Annotated in this window: 31 protein-coding genes; 13 read left to right on the top strand and 18 right to left on the bottom strand. The window is 68.0% G+C overall.

What is annotated here, in order from left to right; genetic code table 11:
- Positions 1 to 214: 214 nt before the first annotated feature.
- Entirely contained in the window at positions 215 to 796 is a 582-nt protein-coding gene (locus tag FXO18_RS05855) for a hypothetical protein (protein ID WP_149360183.1), read from the bottom strand.
- Positions 797 to 962: 166 nt separating this feature from the next.
- Between FXO18_RS05855 and FXO18_RS05850 the strand changes: the two genes are divergently transcribed.
- Both FXO18_RS05850 and FXO18_RS05845 read left to right on the top strand, forming a co-directional pair.
- Positions 963 to 2,999 carry an acetyl/propionyl/methylcrotonyl-CoA carboxylase subunit alpha gene (locus FXO18_RS05850; protein ID WP_149360182.1) on the top strand — a complete coding sequence of 679 codons (2,037 nt, stop codon included), beginning with the start codon at positions 963 to 965 and terminating at the stop codon, positions 2,997 to 2,999.
- 6 nt (positions 3,000 to 3,005) lie between these two features.
- Complete coding sequence (locus FXO18_RS05845; RefSeq protein WP_149360181.1) at positions 3,006 to 4,169, top strand: acyl-CoA dehydrogenase family protein; 1,164 nt, start codon at positions 3,006 to 3,008, stop codon at positions 4,167 to 4,169.
- Positions 4,170 to 4,174: 5 nt separating this feature from the next.
- Here the strand turns inward: FXO18_RS05845 and FXO18_RS05840 are convergent, their stop codons facing one another.
- Positions 4,175 to 5,014 carry an AraC family transcriptional regulator gene (locus FXO18_RS05840; protein WP_187774209.1) on the bottom strand — a complete coding sequence of 280 codons (840 nt, stop codon included), beginning with the start codon at positions 5,012 to 5,014 and terminating at the stop codon, positions 4,175 to 4,177.
- 316 nt (positions 5,015 to 5,330) lie between these two features.
- Between FXO18_RS05840 and FXO18_RS05835 the strand changes: the two genes are divergently transcribed.
- A complete protein-coding gene (locus FXO18_RS05835) occupies positions 5,331 to 6,734 on the top strand; it encodes an aspartate aminotransferase family protein (protein WP_149360179.1) in 1,404 nt (467 codons plus the stop codon).
- On the opposite strand, the gene FXO18_RS05830 is transcribed toward FXO18_RS05835, so the two are convergent.
- The 3 genes from FXO18_RS05830 to FXO18_RS05820 form a co-directional block, all read right to left on the bottom strand.
- The gene (locus tag FXO18_RS05830) at positions 6,722 to 7,774 is read right to left on the bottom strand and encodes an RNase H family protein (protein ID WP_149360178.1); all 1,053 of its coding nucleotides are present in this window, start codon (positions 7,772 to 7,774) and stop codon (positions 6,722 to 6,724) included. The two genes, FXO18_RS05835 and FXO18_RS05830, sit on opposite strands and share 13 nt — an antisense overlap.
- 160 nt (positions 7,775 to 7,934) lie before the next feature.
- Positions 7,935 to 8,645: a GAF and ANTAR domain-containing protein gene (locus FXO18_RS05825; protein ID WP_223114583.1), complete on the bottom strand. Its 711-nt coding sequence runs from the start codon at positions 8,643 to 8,645 to the stop codon at positions 7,935 to 7,937.
- Positions 8,642 to 9,088 carry an STAS domain-containing protein gene (locus FXO18_RS05820; protein WP_149360177.1) on the bottom strand — a complete coding sequence of 149 codons (447 nt, stop codon included), beginning with the start codon at positions 9,086 to 9,088 and terminating at the stop codon, positions 8,642 to 8,644. Before FXO18_RS05820 ends, FXO18_RS05825 begins: the two co-directional genes overlap by 4 nt.
- 260 nt (positions 9,089 to 9,348) lie before the next feature.
- Between FXO18_RS05820 and FXO18_RS05815 the strand changes: the two genes are divergently transcribed.
- The 4 genes from FXO18_RS05815 (at position 9,349) to FXO18_RS05805 (ending at position 10,934) form a co-directional block, all read left to right on the top strand.
- Positions 9,349 to 9,744 carry an ATP-binding protein gene (locus FXO18_RS05815; RefSeq protein ID WP_149360176.1) on the top strand — a complete coding sequence of 132 codons (396 nt, stop codon included), beginning with the start codon at positions 9,349 to 9,351 and terminating at the stop codon, positions 9,742 to 9,744.
- A 2-nt stretch (positions 9,745 to 9,746) separates the two neighbouring features.
- Entirely contained in the window at positions 9,747 to 10,472 is a 726-nt protein-coding gene (locus tag FXO18_RS05810) for a sigma-70 family RNA polymerase sigma factor (RefSeq protein WP_149360175.1), read from the top strand.
- 75 nt (positions 10,473 to 10,547) lie between these two features.
- Positions 10,548 to 10,703: a DUF6131 family protein gene (locus FXO18_RS15860; protein WP_187774208.1), complete on the top strand. Its 156-nt coding sequence runs from the start codon at positions 10,548 to 10,550 to the stop codon at positions 10,701 to 10,703.
- A gap of 18 nt (positions 10,704 to 10,721) precedes the next feature.
- Entirely contained in the window at positions 10,722 to 10,934 is a 213-nt protein-coding gene (locus FXO18_RS05805; protein ID WP_149360174.1) for a hypothetical protein, read from the top strand.
- 126 nt (positions 10,935 to 11,060) lie between these two features.
- Here FXO18_RS05805 and FXO18_RS15855 read toward each other — a convergent pair whose 3' ends face one another.
- On the bottom strand, positions 11,061 to 11,216 hold the full coding sequence (locus FXO18_RS15855; RefSeq protein ID WP_187774207.1) for a hypothetical protein: 156 nt from the start codon (positions 11,214 to 11,216) through the stop codon (positions 11,061 to 11,063).
- Positions 11,217 to 11,372: 156 nt separating this feature from the next.
- The gene (locus tag FXO18_RS05800; RefSeq protein ID WP_149360173.1) at positions 11,373 to 11,921 is read right to left on the bottom strand and encodes a type 1 glutamine amidotransferase domain-containing protein; all 549 of its coding nucleotides are present in this window, start codon (positions 11,919 to 11,921) and stop codon (positions 11,373 to 11,375) included.
- Between the two features lie 240 nt (positions 11,922 to 12,161).
- Here FXO18_RS05800 and FXO18_RS05795 point away from each other — a divergent pair, with 240 nt between their 5' ends.
- The 3 genes from FXO18_RS05795 to FXO18_RS05785 all read left to right on the top strand — a co-directional run bounded on the left by FXO18_RS05795 (position 12,162) and on the right by FXO18_RS05785 (position 14,198).
- Positions 12,162 to 12,920, top strand: a complete 759-nt coding sequence (locus FXO18_RS05795) for a MerR family transcriptional regulator (RefSeq protein WP_149360172.1) — start codon at positions 12,162 to 12,164, stop codon at positions 12,918 to 12,920.
- A complete protein-coding gene (locus FXO18_RS05790) occupies positions 12,910 to 13,281 on the top strand; it encodes a hypothetical protein (protein WP_149360171.1) in 372 nt (123 codons plus the stop codon). The genes FXO18_RS05795 and FXO18_RS05790 overlap by 11 nt, the downstream gene beginning before the upstream one ends.
- A 527-nt stretch (positions 13,282 to 13,808) precedes the next feature.
- Positions 13,809 to 14,198 (top strand): hypothetical protein, encoded by a 390-nt coding sequence (locus tag FXO18_RS05785; RefSeq protein ID WP_149360170.1) that lies wholly within the window; start codon positions 13,809 to 13,811, stop codon positions 14,196 to 14,198.
- Between the two features lie 225 nt (positions 14,199 to 14,423).
- Here the strand turns inward: FXO18_RS05785 and FXO18_RS05780 are convergent, their stop codons facing one another.
- Complete coding sequence (locus FXO18_RS05780) at positions 14,424 to 15,008, bottom strand: SMI1/KNR4 family protein (RefSeq protein ID WP_187774206.1); 585 nt, start codon at positions 15,006 to 15,008, stop codon at positions 14,424 to 14,426.
- 268 nt (positions 15,009 to 15,276) lie between these two features.
- Positions 15,277 to 15,858 (bottom strand): lytic transglycosylase domain-containing protein, encoded by a 582-nt coding sequence (locus FXO18_RS05775; RefSeq protein ID WP_149360168.1) that lies wholly within the window; start codon positions 15,856 to 15,858, stop codon positions 15,277 to 15,279.
- Between the two features lie 153 nt (positions 15,859 to 16,011).
- Between FXO18_RS05775 and FXO18_RS05770 the strand changes: the two genes are divergently transcribed.
- Entirely contained in the window at positions 16,012 to 16,197 is a 186-nt protein-coding gene (locus FXO18_RS05770) for a DUF1918 domain-containing protein (RefSeq protein ID WP_149360167.1), read from the top strand.
- Positions 16,198 to 16,216: 19 nt separating this feature from the next.
- Here FXO18_RS05770 and FXO18_RS05765 read toward each other — a convergent pair whose 3' ends face one another.
- The 3 genes from FXO18_RS05765 to FXO18_RS05755 form a co-directional block, all read right to left on the bottom strand.
- On the bottom strand, positions 16,217 to 17,011 hold the full coding sequence (locus FXO18_RS05765) for a PIG-L family deacetylase (protein WP_149360166.1): 795 nt from the start codon (positions 17,009 to 17,011) through the stop codon (positions 16,217 to 16,219).
- 77 nt (positions 17,012 to 17,088) lie between these two features.
- Positions 17,089 to 18,420: an NCS2 family permease gene (locus FXO18_RS05760; protein ID WP_328593361.1), complete on the bottom strand. Its 1,332-nt coding sequence runs from the start codon at positions 18,418 to 18,420 to the stop codon at positions 17,089 to 17,091.
- Between the two features lie 135 nt (positions 18,421 to 18,555).
- Entirely contained in the window at positions 18,556 to 19,974 is a 1,419-nt protein-coding gene (locus tag FXO18_RS05755; protein WP_187774205.1) for a M20/M25/M40 family metallo-hydrolase, read from the bottom strand.
- A gap of 123 nt (positions 19,975 to 20,097) precedes the next feature.
- Between FXO18_RS05755 and FXO18_RS05750 the strand changes: the two genes are divergently transcribed.
- Together FXO18_RS05750 and FXO18_RS05745 are read left to right on the top strand one after the other, a co-directional pair.
- The gene (locus tag FXO18_RS05750) at positions 20,098 to 20,916 is read left to right on the top strand and encodes an ion transporter (RefSeq protein ID WP_149360750.1); all 819 of its coding nucleotides are present in this window, start codon (positions 20,098 to 20,100) and stop codon (positions 20,914 to 20,916) included.
- 135 nt (positions 20,917 to 21,051) lie between these two features.
- Positions 21,052 to 21,456, top strand: coding sequence for a hypothetical protein (locus FXO18_RS05745; protein ID WP_149360163.1), 405 nt, complete (start codon positions 21,052 to 21,054; stop codon positions 21,454 to 21,456).
- On the opposite strand, the gene FXO18_RS05740 is transcribed toward FXO18_RS05745, so the two are convergent.
- The 6 genes from FXO18_RS05740 to FXO18_RS05715 all read right to left on the bottom strand — a co-directional run bounded on the left by FXO18_RS05740 (position 21,453) and on the right by FXO18_RS05715 (position 26,689).
- Entirely contained in the window at positions 21,453 to 21,794 is a 342-nt protein-coding gene (locus tag FXO18_RS05740) for a hypothetical protein (protein WP_149360162.1), read from the bottom strand. The genes FXO18_RS05745 and FXO18_RS05740 overlap by 4 nt on opposite strands.
- A gap of 270 nt (positions 21,795 to 22,064) precedes the next feature.
- Complete coding sequence (locus tag FXO18_RS05735; RefSeq protein ID WP_149360161.1) at positions 22,065 to 22,736, bottom strand: (2Fe-2S) ferredoxin domain-containing protein; 672 nt, start codon at positions 22,734 to 22,736, stop codon at positions 22,065 to 22,067.
- Positions 22,733 to 23,518: an ABC transporter ATP-binding protein gene (locus tag FXO18_RS05730; RefSeq protein WP_149360160.1), complete on the bottom strand. Its 786-nt coding sequence runs from the start codon at positions 23,516 to 23,518 to the stop codon at positions 22,733 to 22,735. The genes FXO18_RS05735 and FXO18_RS05730 overlap by 4 nt, the downstream gene beginning before the upstream one ends.
- Positions 23,518 to 24,591 carry a FecCD family ABC transporter permease gene (locus tag FXO18_RS05725; protein WP_235900500.1) on the bottom strand — a complete coding sequence of 358 codons (1,074 nt, stop codon included), beginning with the start codon at positions 24,589 to 24,591 and terminating at the stop codon, positions 23,518 to 23,520. Before FXO18_RS05725 ends, FXO18_RS05730 begins: the two co-directional genes overlap by 1 nt.
- A complete protein-coding gene (locus FXO18_RS05720; RefSeq protein WP_149360159.1) occupies positions 24,588 to 25,640 on the bottom strand; it encodes a FecCD family ABC transporter permease in 1,053 nt (350 codons plus the stop codon). The genes FXO18_RS05725 and FXO18_RS05720 overlap by 4 nt, the downstream gene beginning before the upstream one ends.
- Positions 25,640 to 26,689, bottom strand: a complete 1,050-nt coding sequence (locus tag FXO18_RS05715; protein ID WP_187774204.1) for an ABC transporter substrate-binding protein — start codon at positions 26,687 to 26,689, stop codon at positions 25,640 to 25,642. Before FXO18_RS05715 ends, FXO18_RS05720 begins: the two co-directional genes overlap by 1 nt.
- Positions 26,690 to 26,697 lie beyond the last annotated feature (8 nt).

Raw genomic sequence — 26,697 nt, 5'->3', positions numbered from 1 at the left:
GTTGGAGCGCCCCTCGACGAGGGCGCGGGCCCGCGCTCGGCCTTGCCGGGGCTTGGTCGGCGCCCAGCTGCCACCGTTAGCGCACAGCTGCCACGGCTATATCCGTGGCAGGTCCGCACAAGGGTGGCAGCAAGGAGCTAGAGGTGGCAGCAAGCTTGATCGACAGGGCAGCCATGCAGCACCAACGGCGCTGAACGCATTCACCGGACACGCCCTAAGCGGGCGGGTACCCGGGGGCCGCTACCTGCCCGGGCGGGGTGCGGCGCCGCAGCAGGAAGATCACCAGCCACAGCAGGAACCCACCGAAGATGCCGACCCCGAGCGCGGCGACAGCACCGAGGACGAGGCCGACGAACCCGAACACCGAGGCGCGGGGACCTACGCCATAGACGGTGCTCGTGTCCTCGCTGGCGCAGAGCACCGTGTATGTGCCGGGCGGCGTTGGCTCCGGGGAGCGCAGGACCACATGCCAGGTGCGGGAGCCGACGGTGATCGTCTCGGACGCGGTGAGGCGCTCGAGGGGCACGCTGGCGCCCTGGGCATCGGTGGCCGAGCAGTCGAGCCGGGCCGAGCCGCTATCGGCGAAGATGGCCAGGCCCTCGTCGTCGAGCGATACCTCGAGCTGCTGGTTGGCGCGTGCCTCGGCGACAACGGACGGGAAGGCCGCGACCGCTCGCCAGGCGAGCACCGCGCCGATCGTGATGCCGATGACGGCGAGGGCGACGACCAGCAGGTACCACCGGGCGGAGGGGTTCCTGCGGCTGGGGCTTCGAGGGTAGGTACTGGGCTGCGCCATCAGGGACCTCCGGCGTGGGTGGCTGGCGTGAGTGGCTGGCGTGTGCGTCTCGTGGAATTTCTATCGTCCCACGGTGGGGGCGAGCTGGATGCTGTGACCTGGACAACTCAGTGAATGGCGATTAACCTAAATTTGCTACCCGTCACCCCCGAACCCGGAGTCGCTCATGGGCGTTGCCGCACCACAACACACCCCGCCGACCGGCACGCGCCTGTTCGGCACCGTGCTCGTGGCCAACCGCGGCGAGATCGCCGTGCGCGTCATCCGCACCCTGCGCGAGCTCGGGATCCGCTCCATCGCCGTCTACAGCGACGCCGACCGCGATGCCCTGCACGTGCGCTCCGCCGACGAGGCCGTGCGCATCGGGCCCGCCGCCGCGCGCCAGAGCTACCTCGACATCCCTGCCATCATCGACGCGGCCCGCCGCACCGGCGCCGAGGCGATCCATCCTGGCTACGGGTTCCTCTCCGAGAACACCGCGTTCGCCCAGGCCTGCGCCGATGCCGGCATCGTGTTCCTCGGCCCCTCCGCCGCAGCGATCACCGTCATGGGCGACAAGATCACCGCCAAGACCACCGTCGCGGCCAGCGGCGTGCCCACCGTTCCCGGCATCGCCCGGCCCGGGCTCACCGACGAGGAACTGCTCGACGCCGCCCCCGGCATCGGGTTCCCCGTCCTCGTCAAGCCCTCGGCCGGCGGGGGTGGCAAGGGCATGCGCCGCGTCGATGACCCCGCCGACCTCCCCGAGGCACTGCGCTCCGCCCGTCGGGAGGCCGCCTCGGCTTTCGGCGACGACACGCTCTTCATCGAGCGCTTCATCACCAGCCCCCGGCACATCGAGGTGCAGGTCATCGCCGACGCGCACGGAACCGTGCTCCACCTCGGCGAGCGTGAGTGCTCGTTGCAGCGCCGCCACCAGAAGGTCATCGAGGAAGCGCCTTCCCCGCTGCTCGACGCCGCCACGCGCGACCGGATCGGCAAGGCAGCCTGCGACACCGCCCGCAGCGTCGACTACCTCGGCGCGGGAACCGTCGAGTTCATCGTCTCCGCCGACCGGCCCGACGAGTTCTTCTTCATGGAGATGAACACTCGCCTGCAGGTCGAGCATCCCGTCACCGAGATGGTCACCGGCATCGACCTCGTCGAATGGCAAGTACGCGTAGCCGCCGGCCAGCCGCTCGACCGCGTCCAGGACGACATCACCCTCACCGGGCACGCCATCGAGGCGCGGGTCTACGCGGAGGACCCCGCTCGCGGCTTCCTCCCCACGGGCGGCACGGTCCTCGCCCTCGACGAGCCCGCCAGCGCGCGCGTGGACTCCGGCATCCGCCCCGGCAGCGTCATCGGCAGCGACTACGACCCGATGCTGTCGAAGATCATCGCGCACGGCCCCGACCGGGCGACCGCCCTGCAGCGCCTCGATGATGCGCTCGCTGTGACCACCGTGCACGGGCTGGTCACGAACATCGAGTTCCTGCGCTACCTCCTCGCCAACGAGGACGTGCGGGCAGGCAACCTCGACACCGCGCTGATCGATCGAGTGATGCCCGACTACGAGCCTGCCCCGGCGCCCGACGAGGTATTCGCCGCCGCCGCCGTCCACCGCTGGCGCGCGCACTGGCCCGAGCGGCCCCGCAGCATGTGGGACGTGCCCAGCGGATGGCGGAGCGGCGACCAGGCTCCCTACCGCGTGCGCCTCTCCGGAAGCGACCGCACCGCGGCCGTCGAGCTCACCGGCACGCCCGATGATGCCCGCGCCCGCATCGGCGAGAACGAGCACACCGTCGGCATCAGCGCCGGAGGGGCCCTCGTCCTCGACGGCCGGCGCCAGCCCGTCACGATCACCGAGGACCACCACCACATCTGGGTGACCCTGCCGCACGGCACCTGGTCGGTGCAGGTGGTCCGCGAGGCCAGCGTGCGCCACCACGACGCGCACCGGGGCGATGCCGAGATCCTCAGCCCCATGCCTGGCTCGGTGATAGCCATCCACGTCGCCTCGGGCGACGAGGTCGCGGCGGGCACACCGATCATCGTGGTCGAGGCCATGAAGATGGAGCACACCCTCTCGTCGCCCGTCGATGGCACCGTCGACCTGAAGGCGGCCCCCGGCGATCAGGTCACTGTCGACCAGCTGCTGGCCCGCATCACCGCGACGACCTCCCACGACGAGACTGGCACCGATGAGACCAAGGAGTCCTGAGCAGCCATGACCACCTTCCTGTCCACCGCAGCGCTGCCCGACGAGTACGAGCAGCTCCGCCGCACCGTCGAGGAGTTCGCCCGGGAGGTCGTGGCACCGGTCGCCGCCGAGCACGACGAGAACAAGACCTTCCCCTACGACGTGGTCCGCGGGATGGGGCAGATGGGCCTGTTCGGGCTTCCGTTCCCGGAGGAGCACGGCGGCATGGGCGGCGACTACTTCGCCCTGTGCCTCGCTCTCGAGGAACTCGGCAAGGTCGATCAGTCCGTCGCGATGACGCTCGAGGCGGCAGTGTCCCTCGGTGCCATGCCGATCTACCGCTTCGGTACCGACGAGCAGAAGCAGCAATGGCTGCCCCAGCTGGCCAGCGGTGCCCGGCTCGGCGCGTTCGGCCTGACCGAGCCAGGAGCGGGCAGCGACGCCGGTGGCACCCGGACCACCGCGCGGCTCGATGGCGGTGAATGGGTCATCAACGGCAGCAAGCAGTTCATCACTAACTCTGGCACCGACATCACCGAGCTGATCACCGTCACCGCCGTGACCGGAACCACGCCCAGCGGGAAGAAGGAGATCTCCACGATCATCGTTCCTGCCGGCACGCCGGGCCTCACGGTGCAGCCCGCCTACTCCAAGGTCGGCTGGCACGCCTCCGATACCCATCCGCTGTCGTTCGATGATCTCCGCGTGCCCGAGGCGAACCTGCTCGGGGAGGCCGGCCGCGGCTACGCCAACTTCCTGAGCATCCTCGACGAGGGGCGCATCGCCATCGCCGCGGTGGGCACCGGGGTGGCACAGGGCTGCGTCGACGAGTGCGTCCGCTACGCGAAGGAACGCACTGCCTTCGGCAAACCCATCGGCGAGAACCAGGCCATCGCGTTCAAGATCGCGCGCATGGAGGCACGGGCCGCAGCATCCCGCGCTGCCTACTTCGACGCCGCCGCGCTCATGCTCTCGGGCAAGACCTTCAAGAAGGCAGCTTCCATTGCCAAGCTCGTCTCGAGCGAGGCCGCGATGGACAACGCGCGCGATGCCACCCAGGTCTTCGGTGGCTACGGCTACATGAACGAGTACCTCGTCGCCCGCCACTACCGCGACAGCAAGATCCTCGAGATCGGCGAGGGTACCACGGAGGTGCAGCTCATGCTGATCGCCCGCGAGCTAGGCCTCTAGAGAGGCTAGCGGGGTAGCTGCGCCGATCGCCGGAACTCCGTCGGTGACATCCCAGCGCGGGCCGCGAAGAACTTCGTGAAGTTGGAGACATCGCTGAAGCCGAGCGAGTCGGCGATGCTGCCCGTGGTGCGCTCGGTGTGGGCGAGCAACCGCTTGCACTCGAGGATCACCCTCTCATCGATGAACTGCTTCGCGGTCAGCCCGGTCGCGGTCCGCACCGCCCGCGTGACTGTCTTCTCCGAGTAGCCGAGCTCGCGGGCGTAGTCACTGACCGAGCGCGTGCGGGCGAAGCCATCCTCGACGGCCTGCGCGAACCTGTCCACCGTCGAGGGAGCGATCGCCGGCCCGGGCCCGCCATCGGGGGGCGCGATGTCGAGCAGCGTGAGCAGCAGAGTGTTCGCCAGGTGCCGCAGGAGGGGCGCCGCGCCCGCGCCGGATTGGTCGAAGACGGTGCCGAGGTGGGCGATGAGCGCTGGCACGAGATTGCTGCCGCTATCGCGCGGGTCAAGGTGCCAGCAGCAGCGCCAGCGCATGGGGCTGCCGGTCAGGGAGGATCGCGCGATGGGGCCGAGCACGCCCTCTTCGAGCAGGACGATGGTGGCCTCGTAGCCGTAGACGTTGCCCCATTGCTGCACCTGCCCGGGGCGCACCCACCACACGGTCCCGGGGCTCAGCGCGCCGGTGCGGAAATCCACCGCATGGGTGCCATGCCCCTTGGTGACGAGGGCGATCATGTGGAAGCGCGGGCACTGGGGCGCGATGAACTCGCCCGGCCCCATCCGTTCGCGCAGGGATCGCAGGGTCATGATCTCCACCCCATGCCGGGCCGCCGGGGTCGCGGGCATGTAGGGGATCGCCCGGACAGGGGAGTGTCCAGGAATCACCATTGCTTGTCCGGTTTCGACCGTGATCCACGCCTCATGAGGGCATAGATTAACCCATGGCGTCGGCATTCATCCCCGTTGCGGACGATGCGTCGGGCGCGCCGCCAATGATGCCGGCGCGGCCCGGCGCAATTCCTCCTGCCCGATGGTGCCGGGCCCGCGCGACCCGCGCGACGTTTCCCCCCTCCCGCGAGCCTGGGCGTACTACAGTGGCCGGGTTGCACCTTGGTGCAGTGGCCGGGTTGCACCCATTGGTGGCGGGAAGGAACGAGCACGCATGGTTGACCAGCAGGATGTGTCGAGGGCCTCGGCGGAAGCCGCGGTTCCCGGGTTCGGCAGCGTGGACGAGGCCCGCGCCTCGGCCGCTCGCGCCTATGAGCTCGATCGGAAGCATGTCTTCCATTCGTGGGTGGCGCAGGGATCGTTCACGCCGATGGTCGTCACCGCCGCGCGCGGCTCCCACGTGTGGGACGGCAACGGCGATCGCCTGCTCGACTTCTCCAGCCAGCTCGTCAACACCAACATCGGGCACCAGCATCCGGCTGTCGTCGCCGGGATCGTCGAGCAAGCGCAGCGCCTCGCCACGATCGCCCCGCACCACGTCAACGACCAGCGCAGCGAAGCGGCCCGGCTGATCGCCGAGCGCGCCCCGGGCGACCTCGACAAGGTGTTCTTCACCAACAGCGGGGCCGAGGCGGTCGAGCATGCGATCCGCATGGCGCGCGTGCACACCGGTCGCAACAAGATCCTCTCCCAGTACCGCTCCTACCACGGCGCCACGGCGCTAGCGATCAACGTGACCGGTGATCCACGGCGCTGGGCGAACGACCGCGCGACCGAGGGCACTGCCCACTTCTTCGGCCCGTTCCTCTACCGCTCCGCGTTCCACGCCACCACCGAGGCAGAGGAGGAGCAGCGGGCGCTGCAGCACCTCCAGCAGGTCATCGAGCTCGAGGGCCCCGGCACCATCGCGGCGATCATCCTCGAGACCATCCCCGGCGGGCCCGGCATCATTCCCCCGCCGCCCGGCTACCTGCGGGGCGTGCGCGAGCTGTGCGACCTGCACGGCATCGTCATGATCGCCGACGAGGTGATGTGCGGCTTCGGGCGCACCGGGAACTGGTTCGCCATCGACGAGGCCGGCATCGCGCCCGACCTGCTGACCTTCGCCAAGGGCGTCAACTCGGGCTACGTGCCGCTCGGCGGGGTAGCGATCTCCGGGGAGGTGGCCGCGACCTTCGATGAGCGCCCCTATCCGGGCGGCCTGACCTACTCGGGACATCCGCTCGCGTGCGCGGCCGCGGTCGCCACGATCACGGCGATGACCGACGAGGGCATCGTGGAGAACGCGCGGCGCATCGGCGAGACAGTGCTCGGCCCGGGGCTCGCCGAGATCGCCGACCGGCACCCCTGCGTCGGCGAGGTCCGGGGGAGGGGCGTCTTCTGGGCGCTCGAGCTCGTCGCCGACGCGACCACCCGCGAGCCGCTCGCTCCCTACGCGGGCACCAGCGCGGCCATGGGCCAGATGATGGCGGAGTGCAAGCGCCAGGGCCTGCTGCCCCTGATGGTCTCCAACCGCATCCACTGCGCGCCGCCGTGCACCATCACCACCGACGAGGCCCGCGAGGGGCTGCGCATCCTCGACGAGGTGCTCAAGATCGGTGATTCCTACACGGTCTGATCGACACTATTGGCGGTGAGGTCCTCGAGGATCCCCGACACGATGCGCTGTTGCGTATCCGCGGGCACATTGCTGGTGTGGCACCTGCGCGCGGCCACGGCGAGGCGGTGCGCGGTCTCGTTGAGCGGCTGGCCGTTGTGCGCGCGCACCCATTCGAACGTCACTGACCGGCTGCGGGACTTTCCGCGGATGCTGTCCACCAGCGAGGCGATCGCACGGTCGCGGACCTTGCCGGTGCCCTGCAGATAGTTCAGCGCGTGCCGGCTGTCGACGAGGATGTGCAGCGCGCGGCCATCGCAGAAGGTGGAGAGGGCGAGATCGATCGCGGCGAGCTCGGCGACATCGATCCGGCCCAGATGGGCGCGGAAGGCCGACTCGGCGATCCCTTCCTCGCTCACGCAGGCGATGCCGGCGCCACGATGCCGGCTGCGCAGGGACGCGTCGGTGGCGATCATGAGCCGTCCATGCTCCTTGCGGGGGATGCCCGCTAGGCGGGCCTGCTGGCGATGCACCCGCATATCGATCTGGGTGCCAGCGATCCCATTGAGGCGGGCGAGCCGCTCATCCTCGAGGCTCTCGCGCATGGTGCACTGCGGGAACGCGGGCGCGGCGGAGCGCAGCAGGTCGCGCAGGTGCGGCTGGTGCAGGTACACGACGATGTCGCGCTCGTGCCCCTCCACGATCTTGTACAGGTACTCGAACGCATCGACGCCGACGAGGCCGAGAGTTGCCTCGCGCCGCCGCCCGCTCGTGCCCTCGTGCGGGCGGGAGAAGAAATGGAACGCCGAGTAGTCACCATCGCACACCACCGCGATGGCGCATGCGGTGGTGCGGGGCTGCCCGTCGATGAGCTCCTCGGCGGTGAAGGTGCGGACCACGCCATACCAGTGCTGCTCGCCCGGCACCGCGGAAGGCCACCCCATGCTCCGCATGCCCAGGCCCGCGAGCAGCACGGATCGCGCGATGCGTGCCCGGCTGGGGAACTGGTCGCGAGCGGCCGAGATCGTGGACCGGACGCGACCAAGCAGGCGTGGCGACACGGGCAATCCTCCCTCGTGGTACTGCCGGACGCGCGGGCTCGGTCCTACGTGGAAAGCACCTCCAGGCTACGGCAATTTGGACAGCCGTAACCGGGGATTTGCCTGAGGATTGACTTATGAGTCGTGCGCGTCCGGCCGGGGCGCGAGGGCCCGCGAGCCCCTACCTCCGCCCCCTCCCGGGCTGGTGCAGCGCGCGGGACCGGGCGTCCTCGACGACCTTCTCCGCCACGGTGCGCAGCTTTTCCTGCGTGCGCTGGGACAATGCGACGAGCACCGAGAACGCTCGCTCGTCGGTCACCGTCATGGATTGCATGATGATGCCCTTGGCCATGCCGATCACGTCCCGCGAATCGAGCGCGTCGAGCAGTTGCACCCGTTCCCGGGAGTGCGCCACCGCGATGGAGGCATGCGCGGCGAAGGGCTGCCCGATGTAGACGGATTCCTCGTCGAAGGCATCGGGATTGGTCGAGTACAGGTTGAGCGCGCCGAGCACACGGCCATCGAGGTGCAGGCGGAACGCGAGCATCGAATGCACCCCGAGGCTGCTCGCGGCCTCCGCGAACCTAGGCCAGCGCGTCTCCCGCGCGAGGTTCCCGGTGCGGTACACGCCACCGTCGAGCACAGCATCCACGCACGGGCCCTCCTGCAAGGTGTACTGGAACGAGTCGATTGCCTCCACGAGCTCGGAGGTGGGCGCGGCGGTAGCCACCCGCCCATTCTCGAGGACGCTCAGCCCGGCATGGTCGGTGCCGGGGATGGATTTCTGCGCCTCGCGGACGATCGCCTCGAGGGTGGCGTTATGCTCCGGCTCGCTCTCCATCGCGCGAGCAGCATCGGCCAGGAGCTCCGCCATCGGAGGAAAGCCGCTCACTGACTCTGCCTAGCATGGCAAATGCCCGGTTGAGCATCAGCATCGAGGAGCGCGTCGAGGCGTCCGGTCTCGACGAAGCGCATGATGGACTGCTGGGCCTCGCGGATCGTGCCCACGACGGCGATCTGCTGATCGGCGCGGGTGGCGGACAGGATGTGGCGCAGTGATCCTCCGGCGACCACCACGCAGCACCCGCCGCGGTCGCGCAGCGCGTCCGCGAGCGCGCTGATCGCCGCGATGCCCGAGGCGCCGAGGAATGTGGCGCGAGTGAGGTCCACGATGCAGTGCGCGGGGCAGATCCCTGGCGCATGGCGCGCCGCCCACGCCTCGGGGTCGCTGATGCGCCGGGCATCCACGTCGCCGGTGAAGGCGATCAAGGTCGGCGCGCGCCCCGGGGCGCGCGCCACCGTACGGAACCGCTTGCTCTGAGTTGAGCTAGTCATATTGGCCTCCCATCGAATGTTGACGACAATGGGAGCGAGCACTCGCCTGGCGAGGACACGAGACGTGCCGATGCGCGCGTCCCAACTAGGCTGTTTGCTCAACCGGTATCCAATATTACCTGGATCACAGTCCGCAGCGGAACAAGTGACCGGATTGTCCTTGTTTCATGCTTCTCGCTAACGGGGGAATATCCTGGGCCCGCCCTGGGTAGTCTTCGTGGACGAGGCAGCATCGGCGCTGCCACGAGCGGGGAGCAGGAGTGAGTATCAGCAGGAGAACCAGCCTTTCGGACACGATCGCGCTGAGCGTGCCCGCGCGAGCGGAGTACTTGGCACTGGGGCGGCTCGTTGCCGCGAGCGTGGCCGCGCGGGCTGACCTCGACCTCACCAGCGTCGAGGAGGTCCGGCTCGCTGTCGATGAGGCATGCACGCAGCTGATAGCGGTGGCGCTGCCCGACAAGGAGCTGCTGTGCGAGTTCCAGTTCGCGCCCGGCGAGGTCCACGTCATCGCTAGCGTGGACCATGACGAGGTGCGTCATCCCGACCAGGACAGCATCGGATGGCATGTGCTGGCCAGTGTCACGAGCGAGCTCGAGTACCGGACCGAGGGAGCGCGTGCCATGGTGGGGTTCCAGTCCCGCCGCGATACTGATTGACCATGGAGCCCGACGAGGTCGAGCACGTGAACGCGCTGCTCGCTAGGCGAGCGGCCCTGCCCCCCGGTCATCCTGCTGCCGAGGACCTGCGCGAGGAGATCATCACCCGGTGCCTCGGGCTTGCCCGCAACATCGCGAGCCGCTTCCGGTATCGCGGCGAGGACCCCGATGATGTTTTGCAGGTAGCGCGGCTCGCCCTCATCACGGCTATCGACCGGTTCGATTGCTCGCGCGACAAAGGATTCATCCCGTTCGCCGTGCCGACCATCGTCGGCGAGATCCGGCACCACTTGCGTGACAAGCGTGACCTCGTGCGAGTGCCACGTCGCATCCACGAGCTGCGCGCGCGCATCGCGCAGGACATGCCCATTCTGGCGCAGGGGCTCGGCAGGACGCCACGAGCACAGGACATCGCGGCCAAGGCCGGAGCAAGCGTGGAGGACATCACCGAGGCGATGCATGCGGGCACCATCTACCGCGACACCGATCTCGGGGATCTCGTCAACGATCACGATATCGACTACCAGGCTGCCGACCAGAGGCTCGCGCTGGGCGAGCTCATCGCCGCGCTGCCCGAGCGCGAGAAAGTCATCGTCGGCATGCGGTTCCTCGAGGACCGCACCCAGTCCGAGATCGCTAGCTGCCTGGGAATATCCCAGATGCACGTATCCCGGCTGCTCTCCCGGGCACTGGTCCTGCTGCGCGAGCGAGCATCTGCCGGAATGTGATGTTTGCCACCGATGCCTTCGGGGTACACCTCCTATAGCTGGCCACAAAGCGGCAGCAGTGAGGAGGACAGGAACATGATCGTACTCGGCATCATCCTGCTCGTCGTGGGGTGGCTGACCGGCATCCAGATCGTCTGGACGCTGGGCATCGTGGCACTGGTCATCGGTGTCATTCTCGCCATTCTCGGCGCGATCGGGCGGCCCGTCGGTGGCCGTCGCACGTGGTATTAGCGGAGGGGAGCGAGAATCATGCGAGGACTTGGCGGCATCATCACTCTGCTCGTCATCATCTGGCTCATCGTGGGTGCCATCGCTGCGGGGCAGCGGGGCTACTTCAGCAGCACCAATCCGGATTGCGCGGGCATCAGCACGCTCGCCATCACGGTCGTTGCGGGCCCGCTGAACTATGCGGGCGTCAACCCACAGGTCGGGCAGTGCGACCTGCCCGAGCCGAGCCCGTAACCATCGGGAAGCCTGCCAGGCCCGGCTGATCGACGCCTCCCAGCTAAGTCCACGCCGGGGCTGGTCACGAGATGTGGGCCCGGGAGCCGAAGCTCCCGGGCCCACATCGCATGGTGCCGCTGGCTATCAGACGCCGGGGATGTTGACGATTCCGGGAAGCAGGTCCTGGAAGAAGGAAGCCGCACCGAGCAGGCCGTCGAAGATGGCGGCGTAGATCTCGGACGGAGCAACACCGAGCTGCTCCTCGCCGACGGTCGAGAGATCGAAGATGGAAAAGTTCATGGTGCCTCCAAGCACGAGTGGTCGTATCCGGCAGGAATGCTACGGGACGCGATGCCCGCCGCTCCTGCCAGTGATGGGTATCTCACAGTGACCAATCCGCGCCGCTGCCGTCCCGTGAACCAGCCAACGATCACCAGATCGTGATGCGCGCGCGACCTACGCGACAGAGATCCGCTCGACGAGCTTGGCGCAGAAAGCATCGAGGTCACCAGGGTTGCGGGAAGTGGTCAGGTTGCCATCCGCGACGACCTCCTCGTCGATCCACACGGCCCCCGCGTTCTTCAGGTCCAGCGCCACCGACTTGTACGAAGTCAGCGTTCGCCCCTTGGCCACGCCCGCATCGATGAGGATCCACGGGGCATGGCAGATCGCCGCGACCGGCTTCTCCTCCTCGAAGAACGACCGCACGAAGTCTGCCGCGCCCTCGGCCAGGCGCATCGAGTCAGCGTTCACCGTTCCGCCGGGCAGCACGAGGGCATCGAACTGATCGACGCTGGCTTCCCCGAGGACCACGTCGACCTCGAAGGAATCGGCATGATCCCAATCGTTCTCCATGGCCGTGATGACCCCTTCCTCCGGCGCGATGAGGATGGGCTTGCCGCCCGCTTCCTTGACTGCTTGCCAGGGCCGGGTCAGTTCCACCTGCTCGACGCCGTTGGTGCACAGGAACGCCACCCTTGCGCCCGAGATGTCGAAATTGCCCACGTCATAGCTCCTCTCGTGATGTGCTTCCTCGCTCCCGACCGTACGCCCGGTGGCCTCCACGGCTCAGTGGAAACATTTCCCGCCTGGGCCGGGAAAAGCTTCCACTAGTGGGAAACCCGGACCGTCGAGCACAACCCTTGCGGTTGACGCAGCGTCAACGCCTACTGTCGAGATGCATCCAGTCGGCATACCCGTTGCCGACGGCGGGAAAACCCCGGAACCACGCGCGAGGAGGCAAGCATGGACTGGCCCATCCAGGAGGTCGCGCGGCTCAGCGGGATCACCACCCGCACCCTGCGCCACTACGACCAGATCGGCCTGCTCCCGCCGAGCCGCACATCCTCAAGCGGCTTGCGCCATTACGACGCCCCCGCCCTGATGCGGCTCCAGCGGATCCTCATGCTCCGCCAGCTCGGGCTCGGACTGCCCGCCATCGCGGACGTGCTCGACGGGCAGCACAACGACATCAGCGCGCTCCGCGACCACCTCGTGTGGCTCGAGGCCGAGCAGGAACGCATCGCGCGGCAGATCCAGGCCGTCAAGCACACCATCATCACCCACACGGAAGGAACAACCCCCATGGCACACGACATGCTCGACGGATTCGACCACACCCAGTACAAGGACGAGGTGCAGCAACGCTGGGGAGCGAAGGCCTACGCCGACAGTGACCGCTGGTGGCGCGGCCTCAGCACCACCGACAAGGCCGGCTTCATGGCAGAGACCCAGGCGCTAGCCCAGGCATGGAAGGAATCATTCGCCGCCGGAGACGATCCGGCCAGCGATGCCGCGCAGCAGCTCGCAGGCCGACACGTCCAGTGGCTCACCGCCGCCCACCAGGGAAAGAAGCCCGGAAAGGAGCACCTCATCGGACTCGCCCGCATGTACGTGGACGACCCGCGGTTCGCCGCGAACTACGAGATGGCACCTGGCGACGGTGGCGCCATCCACGTCCGCGATGCCCTCATCCACTGGGCGGAGAACAACTGTGGCGAGTAGTGGTCCCGGAAGGCGGATCCGGCAACCGACGGCCGAGCTGGTGATCTTCATCGTGGGCGGGGCCGGAGTCGCGGCGGCGATAGTGCTCGATTCAGGCCCGCTCTTGGTCGCCTCCATCCTGGCGTGCATGGCCGCCGTGCTGTCAGTCGTCTTCTCGGTGTTTCTCTCGGGCCGAGCAATGGCGGTGCATATCGCTTCGCTGCTGCTCGGCGCCGCAGGCATCGCGTACGGCACCAACTGGTACCTCGGCAACCAGGGCAGCACGGAGATCCTGTTCTCGCCCGTGTTCGTCGCCTACTTCGGCGCGGGACTGCTGCTCGCGGGCGTCCTCAACCTTGTAGACCTGCTTCGGAATCAGTAGGAGCTGCGCTCGGGAGCGGTCCTTGCCGCGTCCGTGACGCGCCGAGTGTGCGTGAAGCTCTCCGAGTGCGGTCCGGCGCGTACGGGTGCCCCGGCTATTCCGCTGACACCTTGACCACTACGCGGAGGCGTGCGCCTAGCTGCCGGTCGCGGCGCGCTCCCCAGCGCGCCTCGTACAGCACAGGCTGCGGCTAGTTGCCCCTGACCGCGAGAGATGCGCCCGTTCTCAGCGATGGCAGTCATAGGCATTTGTCCCAATTTGGTGTGAGTCATACCAAAGTAGGACTCACGCCAGCAGTTGATCATCCCTTTGAATGATTCTCGCTTGCATGCGCTGTAAATCAGTTGATCTTGGTTTAAGCTCGCAGGGTATTCGGGTTCCCCTTGGAAAAAACGGTAAATAGGACGATAGGGAAAGAACGTGAAAAACGTGCTAGTCCGCGGTTCGGCGTCTTGGCGTTATCGGTGCCGTTTCGTGCATGGGCGGTATCGTCTGGCACTACCTGTAGCATGCTGGGAAGGATGAGAATGATGGCTGGTATTTACTCACAGAGTCGCGAATACTTCGGTGGGATGTCCCCCTGGGTACCAGCAGTTTTCAGTCTCGGACTGGTCGGCACCTTGGCGATCGGCACGTCTCTGGGCAACGCGTTCCTGCTCGTCATGGCGCTCGGTTGGATGGCTTTTCTTTCCTATTCGGTTTTCATAGCCTCCTCGCCTACGCGAAGCATGCGCACTTCCGAAGTTCTTCCATTTGGAGTTGGCCTTATTGCAGCGACCCTGATGGGAGTCGTTGGCCTGACGCCAGGAGGTTTCGGCGATCGCTGGAGCGCGGGTTCACTTGTGCTGGCAGTCCTTGTGGGGGCGGCTGCGGTAGTGACGACCCGGCGATTGCTTTCATCCGGTGAGCAGTCGTAGGTCGCAGGTTTATATTCTGCGATCGCTTGTGGCTAGTGGAAGCCTTTGACCCCAGCTTCTTGGCCGGTATGCGTTCCTCGCGCGTCGATCCACCGTGTGTGCACGCATCATGGAGTAGACGAGCTTCCGCACCAGGGGTGAATTCCATCTTTCGGCGATTTGGGTGTATTTGAGGCCTTTGCTGCGTAGTTTGACGGCTTGTTGGCGTTGCATTCGTGCGCGGGACTACTCGATCTCCCAGTCGAGCTCTCCGCCGCCTGCGCGCGGTGTCCACTCCGCGACGTTGCCCCCGTGCTCTAGTGCATCCGCGATCTCCCCGAGCATCTCATCGATAGAACGCCACTGCGGGCCGAACTGGTCGGCATCCTCGCCGGTGAACTCGAGAACACAGCCGCTGAGCGGGCCGGGACGCGTGTCGACGAGTAGGTAGCCCCGTCCCCCGTCGTGCGCGATGGGGATGTAGGCGGGGAGGTAGGTGTACGAGGTCTGCCCTGCTTCGAGGGCCTCGGCTCCGCCCAACTCGTCGGTGTTCTCCTGCCAGATCTCGACCATCTCTGCGTTTGTGGTGGCTGCCTCGGATGCAGAGCAGGGGATGAACCCGGGCAGGACCTGGGCGACGGGCCGGTCCTGGGGACTGCCGTCATGCAGGGCGAACCACTGGCGCAACTGCTCGGGCCAGGGTCTTCCGGTGGCAGTCTCGGCGTCACGGACTTCTTGGGGGTCGGCGGGGGGCCGGATGCGGGAGGCGGTGACGGGGGCGTGGTGCGCGCACCAGGTGAGGACACGCTGCCAGTTCCACTCGATGCTCATGTGCCGCACGCTACCGGTGGGGTGTGACATCACGCGGCACGGTGTGGTCAGGATCGGAGCGATGCGGGGCAAGTTCTTGGGTGCGGTCCTCGGGCTGGCCCAACTAGCTGCTGCCCATCAGGTGCATGAGCAGAATCTTCACCACAGACCCCGCGACGGGCTGGCGCGGAACAGGCTTGTGCGGCTTCGCACCAGTTCGCAGCGCGCACAAGGCGAGGGTTGCCTCCGTGTTGCGCTTTGCCAACGGTCGCGCCGCGCCAACCAGCCCTCAGAGCTCGCCGACGTAGTGCGCCTCCCGCGCCCGGATCCGCTCGACGTAGGGCCGTGTCTGGGTGGTGTACTCGCCGCCCTCGGGGAGGCCCTGGAAGCGCTGCACGGCGCCGAACCCAGCGTTGTACGCGGCGAGCGCGAGGTCGAGGGGGTCGCCGTCGAGCTGCCCGGTGGCGACGCCCTCGGTGGCGCGGCGGTGGTTGTCGCACATGAATGCGGCCTGCGCGGTGATGGCGTCGGGAATGCTGTAGGGGTCGGCCATGCCATCCTCGTCGGCGTCGATGCCCCAGATCTCCCAGGTGGACGGGATGAACTGGGCGGGGCCCATGGCCCCGGCGGGGGAGAGGGCGTCGCTGCGGAAGCTGGACTCGGCCTCGATCTGCGCGGCGAGCAGTTGCGGGGTGATGGCCTCGCAGGTCTCGGCGGCGCGCAGGATCCACTCGCGGTACTCGTCGTTGAATCCGTTGGTGACGGTGCGCGGGGCGTAGTCGGGGTACTCGCGGTCGCTGTCGAAGTAGGCGGCGCATCCGGCCACGCCGAGCGCCCCCACGAACAGTGCCACGGGCCAGCTTTGTCTCATCGTCCTCGAGTGTGTCCGCATCGGCGTGCCGCCGCCATAGGAAGTTACTGAGAATACTGCTCGATCAGGACACGATCTGGCATTGCCCGAGCTGCCGATCACGACCAGAATGGGAAGTGCCACGGATCACACGTCGAATGCGGGGAGAGACGCATGCACGCTGTCATTGGCGACCACCTCCACATCAAGAGCTCCACGGTGGGCCGTCCCGAGCAGGACTGCGAGGTCCTCGAGGTGCGCGGCCCGAGCGGGGAGCCGCCGTACCGGGTGCGGTTCGAGGACGGGCACGAGTCGTTGCTGTTCCCCGGCACGGATTGCCTCGTCGAGCACCGCGACTAGGGGCTTTCCCGGGCGCGATCTAGTCGTCCAGGAACCAGCCCTCGCGCATGCCGGGCGCGCGGCCTGGCTCGATGTAGAACTCCATCCCGAAGACCGCGGCAAAGATCTCGGGCGGCATCGCCATGAAGCCTCCGATGTCGGTGGCCTGGCTGGCGTGTGCTTGCATCGCGGCGCGGCGCTGGCCGAGGAACTCCGAGACGTCCACTTGCCAGTGGATGTCGGCCTCGGGGGAGCCCAGGGGGTTGCCGTCGTCGGCGGGAGCATCGGGGTCGAATTCGGGAGTCTCCCCGGCCGCGACGAGCGCATCGCGCCACATGCGCAAGCGGTCGCGGTTGAACGTGGATTCGAGCAAGCGCGGTGCTTGCGCGGCTAGCTTCGCGGCGCGATGGACCACCTGATGCACCTTGATGTGGTCGGGGTGGCCGTATCCGCCATGCCAGTCGTAGCCGGTGACGATGCTGGCGTGCTCCTCGTCGAGGATCCCGGCGAGCCGGGTGGCTGCTTCCTCGAGGTCGGCCTGGTGGAAGCAGCTGGGGTCGTTGTTCTGCGCCCAGCCGTTCATGCCGGAGTCGGAGTAGCCGAGCCATGCGATGCGGCTCGTACCGGTCGCGAGCGCGGATGCCTCGGCCTCGGTGCGGCGGCGGTCCACGAGTGACTCGCCCGGCGCGAGATCCTCGGGGACCTCCCCGTGCTCGCCATTGGTGCAATAGACGACCACTACGCGGTGACCGTCCCGCGATGCCCGCGCCATGGAGCCGGAGGTCTGGGAGCTCTCATCATCAGGGTGAGCATGGACGAAAACGACAGTGGTCACCCCGTCATCCTGCCCGACTGCTGCGTGCCTGTCCCGTCGCGAGCCTCGGCATGCCGGTTCCGGCCACGGGCTGTGCGCTAGATCAGCCAGATGAAGTACGCCGTCACCGCGAGGAACAGCAGGTAGGTGATGGGGTGCACGTCCCGCCAGCGGCCCTTGAGCACCATCATGATCGGGTACAGGAACAAGCCGAACGCGATGCCATTGGCGATGGAGTAGGTCAGTGGCATCGCCACGATCGTCATGAACGCAGGTATGGCGTACTCGAGCTTGCCCCATTCGATGTCGCCGAGCGCTTGCGCCATGAGCACGCCCACGATGATCAGGGCCGGCGCGGTCACCTCCGGGGTGATCACAGCAAGCAGGGGCGAGAAGAAGATCGCGAGCAGGAAGTAGCCCGCCGTCACCACCGAGGCGAGGCCGGTGCGGGCACCCGCGCTCACTCCGGACGACGACTCGATGTAGGACGTGGTGGTGGAGGTGCCGAGCACCGCACCGCCCATAGTGGCCACCGAATCGGCCATGAGTGCCTTGTTGGCACGGGGCAGCTTGCCGTTCTGCAGGAAACCGGCCTGATGCGCCACGGCGATGAGGGTGCCGGAGGTGTCGAAGAAGTCCACGAACAGCATGGTCAGGATGACGATGATCATCTGGGTGGTCCACAGCTGATCGAGCGAGCCGATGGCCTGGCCGAACGTTGGGGCGATGCTGGGAACGGAGCTGACCACCCCGTCGGGCGCGGATGTGAGCCCCGTGACGACACCGGCCGTGGCGGTGAGCAGCAGACCGTAGAACACCCCGCCCTTGTAGCCGCGGATCAGGAACGTAGCGGTGACGAGGACGCCGAAGATGGCGAGCAGCGTCTCCGGGCGCGAGATGTCGCCGAGCCCCACCAGCGTTGACTCGTTCGCCACGACGATGCCGGCGTTCTTCAGCCCGATGAACGCGATGAACAGGCCGATGCCCGCGCCCGTGGCGAACTTCAGGTGCAGCGGGATCGCATTGACCAGCACGCCGCGGATGCCGGTGACGGCGAGGATGAAGAACAGCACGCCCGAGACGAGGGTCCCCGCGAGCGCGGTCTGCCACGGGATTCCCATGACCAGCACCACGGTGAACGCGAAGTAGGCGTTGAGGCCCATGCCGGGAGCGAGCGCGATCGGATAGCGCGCCCACAATCCCATGACGAGCGAGCCGAGCGCCGCAGCGAGGGCGGTGGCGACGAACACGGCGTTGACGTCCATGCCGGTAGTGCCGAGGATCTGCGGATTGACGAACAGGATGTACGCCATCGCGAGGAACGTCGTGGTGCCGCCCACGACCTCGGCGCGCACGGTGGTGCCCTCGGCGGACAGCCCGAAGTACTCGTCGGTGGCCCGGTGGGCCTGCGCGGTCCGTGATCTGCCCACTGGCTCCTCCTTCATCCGTGCCCGTGTCGCTGCGTGCTCCATCGCAGCAGGGATCTCCGATGAGTGTGGGGCTCATTGGTGACGCCGGCATTGCAGGCCCGCAACATTCGCGACCGCGTGCCCGACGTCACACCGCTACATGCTGGTAGCGGCGCTGTGGAGGATGTGGGCGATGCCCTCGGTGATGCGTCCGGCGAACGCGACGTTCAGCGACTCGTCGGGCACGTGCGCGTTGCTGTCGGGGCCGAGCGCCCCGGTGATGACGAATTGGGCGCCAGGGTGCGCCTCGTGCAGCAGGCCCATGAAGGGGATCGATCCACCCACGCCGAGCGCGCGCCACGGACTGCCGAAAACGGTATCGCTCACCGCGTCGAGAGCGTTGGCGAGCCAGGGGGCGGTGGCGGGCGCGTTCCAGCCGTTCGCGGCCTCGCTGTCGCTCACGGTCACGCGTGCCCCGCGGGGCGGGTCGGCCGTCAATGTCCGGGTGATCGCCGCCACGGCGGTCTCGGCATCGACGGTCGGGGGGAGGCGGAAGCTCAGCCGCAGCGTCGTGGACGGTCGCAGCACGTTGCCCGCATCGGCAGGCAGTGGCAGCCCGTCCGCACCGATGACCTCCAGCGAGGGCCGCCAGGTGTTGAGCAGGTGCAGCTCCACCTCGTCGTCGCTGTCGAGGACCACGCCCTCCTGCAGCGGCAGCATCGCCTGCCACGCGCCCGGCAGGGTCGCGGCGGCTGCCTCGGTCTCGGCGATGCGGTCGGCGGGGATGTTCGCGTGCAGCTCCGGCACCAGGATCTCGCCGGTCTTGGGATCCTCGATGCGGTCGAGCAAGGCCCGCGCGATGCGGAACGAGGATGCCACTGGCCCCCCGGCCATGCCCGAATGCACGCCCGAGCGCAAGGTGGAGACCGTCAGCGTCACCGAGGCAAGCCCCCGCAGCGACGTCGTCAACCACATGCGCTCGTAGTCCCCGGCACCGGAATCCAGGCACACCACCAGCGAGACCGTGCCCAGGATGTCCGCGAGATGGTCGAGGTACGCGGGAAGATCAGGACTGCCGGACTCCTCGCTCGTCTCGAGCAACAGCACGCACCGCGGATGCTCGCCACCCGCGGCCTGCACCGCCTCGATCGCGGTGATCGCGGCGAACCCGGCATAGCCATCGTCCACCGAGCCCCGGCCGAACAACCGGCCCTCGCGCATCACCGGCTCCCACGGCCCCAGCCCCTCCGACCAGCCATCGAGGCCCGGCTGCTTGTCGAGATGCCCATACAGCAGCGTCGTTCCCAGCGCGGTCGAGCCGGGCGTGGCAGGAACATCCACCACCAGCAGCGGGGAGCGGCGGGGCAAGCGCTCCACCACGATGCTCGCGCCCGGGATGTCCCGAGAGGCGATCCAGGAACGCGCATGCTCGATCGCGGCGTCCAGGTGCCCAGTCTCGTCCCAGCGGGCATCGAAAGCCGGGGAGAGCGCCGGGATCCGCACGAAGTCCATCAAGCTCGGCAGCGCATCCCGCCACCGCCACGACGTCTCGTCCCGAAGTACCTGAGAATCCATGCCGCCAGCAACCATGCCCCCGATGCTAGCGCCGGGAGCACGAGGGAGCCGCCGACCGCCGGGATTGGGTGGTTCTCGCTAGAATCCGCGATGCACGCTCGACATGGGGGAGAAGAGGCGGGGATGGCGCTCAGCGCATGGCGGAAACAGCTCGGGGATCTCGTGGAATCACGCCGGGCACGGGGCGTGATCACGGTGCTGATCCTGCTCAATGCCGTGATCCTGGGGCTCGAGACCTCGGATTCGGTGCGGGCAGCAGTCGGACCGGTGCTCACGGCGCTCAACCAGGCGATCCTCGCGGTGTTCGTGGTGGAGATCGCGGCGAAGCTGATCGCGTTCGGGCCGCGGTTCTTCCGATCCGGCTGGAACGTGTTCGACTTCGTGATCGTCGCGATCGCGCTAGTGCCGACCTCCGGCCCGCTGGCGATCCTGCGCACGCTACGCATCCTGCGCGTGCTGCGGCTGCTCTCCACCGTCAAGCGGCTGCGGATGATCATCGAATCACTCATCCAGGCCATGCCCGGCATCGGATGGACCGCAGCGCTGCTCGGCATGATGTTCTACATCTTCGGCGTCATGGGCACCGAGCTGTTCGGCGACCGCTTCCCCGACTGGTTCGGCACCCTCGGCCGCAGCATCTACAGCCTCTTCCAAGTAATGACGCTCGAGAGCTGGTCGATGGGCATCGCCCGCCCCGTCATGGAGGAATACCCCTACGCGTGGGTGTACTTCGTGCCGTTCATCCTCATCTCCAGCTTCATGGTGCTCAACCTGTTCATCGCCATCATCGTGAGTGCCACCCAGGAGGTCCACGACGAGGAAGTCCGTGCCGAGCGGGCCGAGGAAGACCGGCAGGCCCACGACGAGCGCACCGAGATGCTGGAGCTGCTGCGCTCGGTCAACGCGCGGCTGGCGGAGCTGGAGCAGCGGCTGGGGAAGTGAGGGGGAGCTGACAGATCGATGATCGGCCCCCCTGTCCGGACTCGGCCATCCCATCTAGGCAGGCAGGCGATCACGATGCCTGCTCGTGTGGCGAGCAGGCGCGTGGAGTGATTCCATGTGCATGGAGGTCCCTGGATGAAATCGATTCGCAGGCAGAAGATTCTCGATCTTTCCGCTATCGGGATAGTCGTGATTGGCCTCGGGCTCGGGGCGTTGATCAGCGACGAGAGTGAGGCGGCAGGGAAGTACTGGCTGGCTTGTGCCGTGGTCGCGGGAATCGGCGTGCTAGTTCTCGCCGGGCAGCGCTTGGCCCCGGAGAGGTTCGTGCGGCGCTGGGTACGCGGTGCGATCGGCGTGATCGTGGTTGGTGCTGTGATCGCAATAGCTCCGTTGCTGCATCGATCTGGAGACCCAGCATTCGGCATCCCGCTCGTGCTGGTGGCCGCAGGGATCCTCGCGATCGGGGTGGCCGCTCCTGCGCATGGGTCCGGCCCGGCAGTGTTCCGTGCCGGGCCGGGTAGTAGGGAGAGTGCGGACTAGCCGAAGCCGAAGAACGCACCAAGGTTGCCGCTGCCGCCGGTGGAGTCTCCGGAGCCGCCTGCGCTACCGCCGCCTCCGACGGTGAAGTCGCCGAACGTCGCGGTGGCCGAGCCTTCGGCGCTGCCGTCGCCGCCCGAGGTGGTTCCGCCACCGCCCGCGCTGGCTCCGCCGTCGAGGGAGAAGCTGCAGCAGGAGAAGGAGAACCCACCGCCGCCGCCTGCGTTGCCGCCGAAGCTGAATCCGCCGGCGAGGGCGCTAGCTGGGGCGAGGAGCAGTGCGGTTGCTGATGCTGCCGCGACGAGGCTGGTGCGTGCGCGCGTGGAGAGTGATCGTGCCATGGGTGCTACCGCCTTTGGGTGTATCCGAAATGGGTCGTGCTTCATTTCGTTGTGGCTTCCTATAGCGACACCTCCCCAAGCCATCGGCGTTGTGAGTCAGGTCCAGGATAGCAAGAATTCCTGCATGTTTCCTGAGATGATTGAAGCATTTATTAATAACACTGACTTGTGAAACATGCCTCTTGCCTGCGTGTTTGTGACAGAATGTGCATATTCCGCAAGCGCTAGGGGTGGTCTCACGTGATGCATTGATGATCTACGGGTAAGAAATCACAACGTATTGTCGTTAATTGTTTCCCGAATTCTCTGAGCGACCTCCCTCGCATTATCGGCCGTGAGGTTCGCATGCCACGTGCCATCCGGATACGTCACCACCAGTGGTCCGAGGTTGCACGGCGTGAGGCATCCGCTCGCCGACATCAGCACCGGAGAATCGAGCAGCTCCAGCACCAGCGCCCGCTGCACCTCGCCCGCACCGTGCGCCGTGCAGCGCGGGCCCCGGCACACCATCACGTGAACCTGGTGCTCGGGGATCTCCGACCACTCCGGGCTCCGGAACGCCCGCGGGCTCGCTCGCGACTCCCGGCCACCGGCAGCGATCAGTTCCCGCACCGCCCCCGCCAGTCCATCCGTGGCATCGAGGCCGTCGGTGACCCGCACCTCCAGCTCGTGGTTGCTGCGGGTCTCCCGCCAGTTCGCCACCGCCCGCGCCAGCCACGTCTCCAGGTATCGATCCCGTGGGACCGCCAGCGGCACCAGCACGACAGGCACGCACGAACGGGCAGCGTGATCGAGCTCGTCATGCACGGACGGCTCGCCCTGGTCCAGCATCGCCCAGCGCGCCCCCACTGCCTCGGCGAGCGACCGCACCGACCGCTCGTCCACGCCCGAGGGAGTGGGCCGCGCGACCAGCACCACCTGGCTCTCCGGCTCGGCGCTCATGAATACCTCCTGGGCCGGGGGATCACCATCGGCGTCCCGGAGAGCGGATCATCCACAATGATGCAGTCCACGCCGAACACCTCCCGTACCAGCTCCGGGGTGACAACCTCGCTCGGCGGCCCGCTCGCCACCACCGCGCCCGCGCTCATCACCACCAGTCGGTCGGCGTAGCGCGACGCGAGATCCAAGTCATGCAGCACGGCGACGATCGTGCGGCCCCGGGAGCCCCGAAGCCCGGCCAACAGGTCCAGGACCTCCAGCTGGTGCGCGAGATCCAGGAACGTGGTGGGCTCATCGAGGAGCATCACGGGCGCGTCCTGCGCGAGGGCGAGCGCGATCCACGCGCGCTGCCGCTGCCCGCCAGAGAGCTCATCCACCCGATTCTCGGCCAGATCGGAGAGACCGGCCGCGTCGAGCGCCCCTCGCACCGCATCCTCGTCCGCGACGGACCACTGCCGCAACCAGCTCTGGTGCGGGTGCCGACCACGCGCCACGAGCTCGGCCACGGTCACACCTTCCGGCGCGAGCGGGTGCTGCGGCAGCATGCCGATCGATCGGGCAAGCTCGCGGGCAGGCAGCTCGGCGAGCATGCGACCATCGAGCAGGACTGATCCGGCGCGGGGCCGCAGCAGGCGCGCCATCCCGCGCAGCAAGGTGGACTTGCCACACCCATTGGGGCCCACGATCACCGTGAACGTGCCGGGCTCGACGGCGAGGGTCACGTCCTCGACGATGCGCCGATCGCCATAGCCGAGCGTGAGGCTGGTTGTTGCGAGAGCCATCAGCCACTTCCTTTCCGGGCAGCACGAGCAAGCAGGACAAGCAGGACCGGAGCCCCGAGGCAGGCGGTGAGGATGCCTACAGGCAGCTCCACGGGAAACAGGTGCTTCGCCGCGAGGTCAGCGCTGATCACCAGCACGGAACCGACCGCTGCGGCGAGGAACGGTCCGGCCGCACGGCCACCGAGCAGCAGTCGCGCGATCTGCGGCGCCACCAGTGCCACGAACGCGATCGGGCCCGCGGCCGCCGTGGCGAGCGCCGCCAGCCCGCACGCCACCGCCACCAGTCCGATCCGCAGCGCCGCCGCCCGGCCCGCGAGCATCTGCGCCAGATCATCACCCAGCTCGAGGACTGGCAGGTGCCGGGCAAGCACTACCAGCGCAGGCACACCCAGCAGCAACGCCACCACGATGACCTGTACATGCGTCCAGCCGCGGTTGGAGAGGCTGCCGGTCAGCCAGATCGCCGCTGAGTGGGCGGCATAGTTATCGGCCCGCGTGAGGAGCAGCGCGATCAGCGACGAACCGAGCGCGCCCACACCGATGCCGACGAGGATGATCCGATAGCCCGAGGCGCCGTGCTTGTGGGCGATGCCGATCACCAGCACGCTCGCGACGGCGGCGCCGGCCAGCGCGCCCATCATGGTCACCACGGCGGAGCCGCCGATCACCAGCAGCGATACCAGCGCGCCCAGCGATGCACCTGTGCTGATGCCGAGCACATCCGGGCTAGCCAGCGGGTTCGCGGCGATGCGCTGCAGCACTTGCCCTGATGCACCGAGCGCGGCCCCGACGAGCACCGCGACGATCGCCCGGGGCAGGCGCGTGCCGACCACCACGTCATGCTCGATGAGCGTTCCGCCGCCGAGCAGGATGCGCCCGATGTCCTCGCTGGTGAAGCGGAATTCACCTAGGCCCAGCGACCAGGCAGCAAGCCCTCCGGCGAGCAGTAGCGCGAGGATCCCGAGACAGGTGCCGCGCCGGTCCACGAGCAGTGACGTACTGCCACGGCGCAGCACGGTGGCGCGGGCTGGGAGGACGCTCGCGGGGGGAATGGTCCCAGCAGGAAGTTTCACAGCGCCGCCATCTTCCGCCGACCGACCAGCGCCAGGAAGAACGGCGCCCCGAGCAGGCCCGTGACGATGCCGACCTGAAGTTCCTGCGGCGCCACGAGCAAGCGGCCACCAGCGTCGGCGGCGATGAGCACCAGCGGGGCGAGCAGCATCGACATGAGCGTGACCACCCGGTAGCCGGTGCCCACCAGGGCGCGCGCGAGGTGCGGAACGACGAGTCCGATGAATGCGATGGGCCCCGCGATGGCAGTGGCGGACCCGGCGAGCAGCACCACCGCGATCGCGCACGTGATCCGTGCCAGGGCCAGGCGGGTGCCGAGGCTACGCGCCATGTCATCACCGAGCGCCACGGCATCGAGGGTGCGGCCCGCCGCGAGGGCCAGCACCGCGCCGACCGCTATGAACGGCAATATCGCCACCGCTGCATCGAGGTCGGCGCGGGTCAGCGAGCCCACCACCCAGAACCGGAAATCCTGGAAAGCGCTCCGGTCAAGCAGGCTGATCGCGGACGTGATGGACGCCGCGAGCGCGGACACCGCGGCACCGGTCAGCACCAGCGCCAGGGGCGTGGCGCCGCCCCGTCCCATTGCCCCGAGCAGGTATACGAGCGTGGCAACGAGCGCGGCCCCGGCCAGCGCGAACCAGATATAGCCAGTGACGCTTCCGATGCCGAGCACCCCGATCGCGAGGACCGCACCAAGGGCGGCCCCGGCGTTGATGCCCAGCACGCCCGGTCCGGCCAGCGGATTGCGGGTGAGCCCCTGCATGATCGCCCCGGCCCCGCCAAGCGCGAGCCCCGCGAGGAGGCCGGTCACGAGGCGGGGCAGCCGGATGTGCGCCACGATCCGATCGACCGTGGTGCCCTGGTAGTCGAGCAGTGTCCCCGCGATCTGGTGCGGCGCGAGGGAATGCGTACCGACGAGCAGCGAGGTGGCTGAGACCAGCGCGAGCAGGCCTAGCGCGAGAGCGAGAACGATCGCTTGCCGCTGGGGCGTGACGGCGCGCGGTGCTGCCGGGCGCTGCCCCGTGATGGCGGCACCCTGGATCGCCATCAGTCCTCCACGAGGCCGGGATGCAGGATTGCCGCGACCTTCTCGGTGGCGCTCGCGGCCCGCACGCTCGCTGCCCGATCCGCGAACAGGAACGGATGCACCTGGTCATCGCGCACGGCTGTCAGGGTCGCGAGAGCGGGATTGTCGCGGAGGCGTGCCACATCGGGCAGCGCATCCTGCTCGGTGTAGGAAGCGTCGCAGCAGGTGCTGGTGAGGATCACATCGGGATCGCGGGCGAGCAGTTCCTCCTCGCCGATCGTGATGTTGCGCTTGCTGGCCAGGTCCGCGAAGACGTTGGTGCCACCGGCGGCCTCGATGATGCGAGTGACGAAGTCGGTGCCGCTCGCGATGCCGAGCGTGCCGTCGGCACGGGGCGAGACCACCGCGACCGTGGGCCGGGGGGCGCTGTCCACAGCTTCGGCGACAGCGGCGATGCGGTCCTGCATATCGGTGACGACGGTGCTGGCCTGCTCGGGGGTGCCCCAGAGCTCGCCGAGGTCGCGCAGGTCGGCGTAGATGCTGTCGAAGGTGACAGTGGCCGGGTCGATCGCCTCGTCGGCGAGGCCGTCAGTACTCGGGCACAGCGGGCTGAGGATCCAGGTGCTGATGCCGAGCGGAGCAAGGCTCGCGCGCGTCCCGATGCTGCTCGACGATGCTTCGGAGAACACCCCGTTGAACCCGGCGAGGATGAAGTCCGGCTGGGCGGCGAGCAGCTCATCACGGCTCGGGAGCGACTCGACGTAGGGGGTTTCCTCCTGCGCGGCGGCATGCTCGGGAAGTACCTCGGAGTCGAGGTAGGCGGTGCCGACGAGCCGGTCGCTCGCGCCGAGGGCGTGCGCCACCTCGATGGCGGGCTGGTAGGCGGCGTAGATGCGTCGCGGCGGCTCGGTGACGGTGACGTCGATGCCGCAGTTGGCGCGCGTGGTCGTGGTTGATCCGGCGGCCCCGGTGTTCCCGGTGGCTCCGGGGGAGGGGGCGCAGCTGGAGATGAGCAGGGGCAGTGCCAGGAGCGCGAGGGTTTTCGCGCAGGCGTGATGACGAGTGGTCAAGGTGACCG

This window comes from Lolliginicoccus suaedae (assembly GCF_008312885.1).
Classification (GTDB): Bacteria; Actinomycetota; Actinomycetes; order Mycobacteriales; family Mycobacteriaceae; genus Lolliginicoccus; species Lolliginicoccus suaedae.
The sequence above is the reverse complement of the archived record's forward strand: the minus strand, read 5'-3'. Positions and strand labels throughout refer to the sequence as shown.

What these genes read in the sequence shown, in the direction of transcription:
- FXO18_RS05855 (WP_149360183.1), bottom strand. Translation starts at nt 796, where the DNA reads ATGGCGCAGCCCAGTACCTACCCTCGAAGCCCCAGCCGCAGGAACCCC.
- FXO18_RS05850 (WP_149360182.1), top strand. Translation starts at nt 963, where the DNA reads ATGGGCGTTGCCGCACCACAACACACCCCGCCGACCGGCACGCGCCTG.
- FXO18_RS05845 (WP_149360181.1), top strand. Translation starts at nt 3,006, where the DNA reads ATGACCACCTTCCTGTCCACCGCAGCGCTGCCCGACGAGTACGAGCAG.
- FXO18_RS05840 (WP_187774209.1), bottom strand. Translation starts at nt 5,014, where the DNA reads ATGCCCGCGACCCCGGCGGCCCGGCATGGGGTGGAGATCATGACCCTG.
- FXO18_RS05835 (WP_149360179.1), top strand. Translation starts at nt 5,331, where the DNA reads ATGGTTGACCAGCAGGATGTGTCGAGGGCCTCGGCGGAAGCCGCGGTT.
- FXO18_RS05820 (WP_149360177.1), bottom strand. Translation starts at nt 9,088, where the DNA reads ATGACTAGCTCAACTCAGAGCAAGCGGTTCCGTACGGTGGCGCGCGCC.
- FXO18_RS05810 (WP_149360175.1), top strand. Translation starts at nt 9,747, where the DNA reads ATGGAGCCCGACGAGGTCGAGCACGTGAACGCGCTGCTCGCTAGGCGA.
- FXO18_RS15860 (WP_187774208.1), top strand. Translation starts at nt 10,548, where the DNA reads ATGATCGTACTCGGCATCATCCTGCTCGTCGTGGGGTGGCTGACCGGC.
- FXO18_RS05805 (WP_149360174.1), top strand. Translation starts at nt 10,722, where the DNA reads ATGCGAGGACTTGGCGGCATCATCACTCTGCTCGTCATCATCTGGCTC.
- FXO18_RS15855 (WP_187774207.1), bottom strand. Translation starts at nt 11,216, where the DNA reads ATGAACTTTTCCATCTTCGATCTCTCGACCGTCGGCGAGGAGCAGCTC.
- FXO18_RS05795 (WP_149360172.1), top strand. Translation starts at nt 12,162, where the DNA reads ATGGACTGGCCCATCCAGGAGGTCGCGCGGCTCAGCGGGATCACCACC.
- FXO18_RS05785 (WP_149360170.1), top strand. Translation starts at nt 13,809, where the DNA reads ATGATGGCTGGTATTTACTCACAGAGTCGCGAATACTTCGGTGGGATG.
- FXO18_RS05780 (WP_187774206.1), bottom strand. Translation starts at nt 15,008, where the DNA reads ATGAGCATCGAGTGGAACTGGCAGCGTGTCCTCACCTGGTGCGCGCAC.
- FXO18_RS05775 (WP_149360168.1), bottom strand. Translation starts at nt 15,858, where the DNA reads ATGAGACAAAGCTGGCCCGTGGCACTGTTCGTGGGGGCGCTCGGCGTG.
- FXO18_RS05770 (WP_149360167.1), top strand. Translation starts at nt 16,012, where the DNA reads ATGCACGCTGTCATTGGCGACCACCTCCACATCAAGAGCTCCACGGTG.
- FXO18_RS05755 (WP_187774205.1), bottom strand. Translation starts at nt 19,974, where the DNA reads ATGGATTCTCAGGTACTTCGGGACGAGACGTCGTGGCGGTGGCGGGAT.
- FXO18_RS05750 (WP_149360750.1), top strand. Translation starts at nt 20,098, where the DNA reads ATGGCGCTCAGCGCATGGCGGAAACAGCTCGGGGATCTCGTGGAATCA.
- FXO18_RS05745 (WP_149360163.1), top strand. Translation starts at nt 21,052, where the DNA reads ATGAAATCGATTCGCAGGCAGAAGATTCTCGATCTTTCCGCTATCGGG.
- FXO18_RS05740 (WP_149360162.1), bottom strand. Translation starts at nt 21,794, where the DNA reads ATGGCACGATCACTCTCCACGCGCGCACGCACCAGCCTCGTCGCGGCA.
- FXO18_RS05735 (WP_149360161.1), bottom strand. Translation starts at nt 22,736, where the DNA reads ATGAGCGCCGAGCCGGAGAGCCAGGTGGTGCTGGTCGCGCGGCCCACT.
- FXO18_RS05730 (WP_149360160.1), bottom strand. Translation starts at nt 23,518, where the DNA reads ATGGCTCTCGCAACAACCAGCCTCACGCTCGGCTATGGCGATCGGCGC.
- FXO18_RS05720 (WP_149360159.1), bottom strand. Translation starts at nt 25,640, where the DNA reads ATGGCGATCCAGGGTGCCGCCATCACGGGGCAGCGCCCGGCAGCACCG.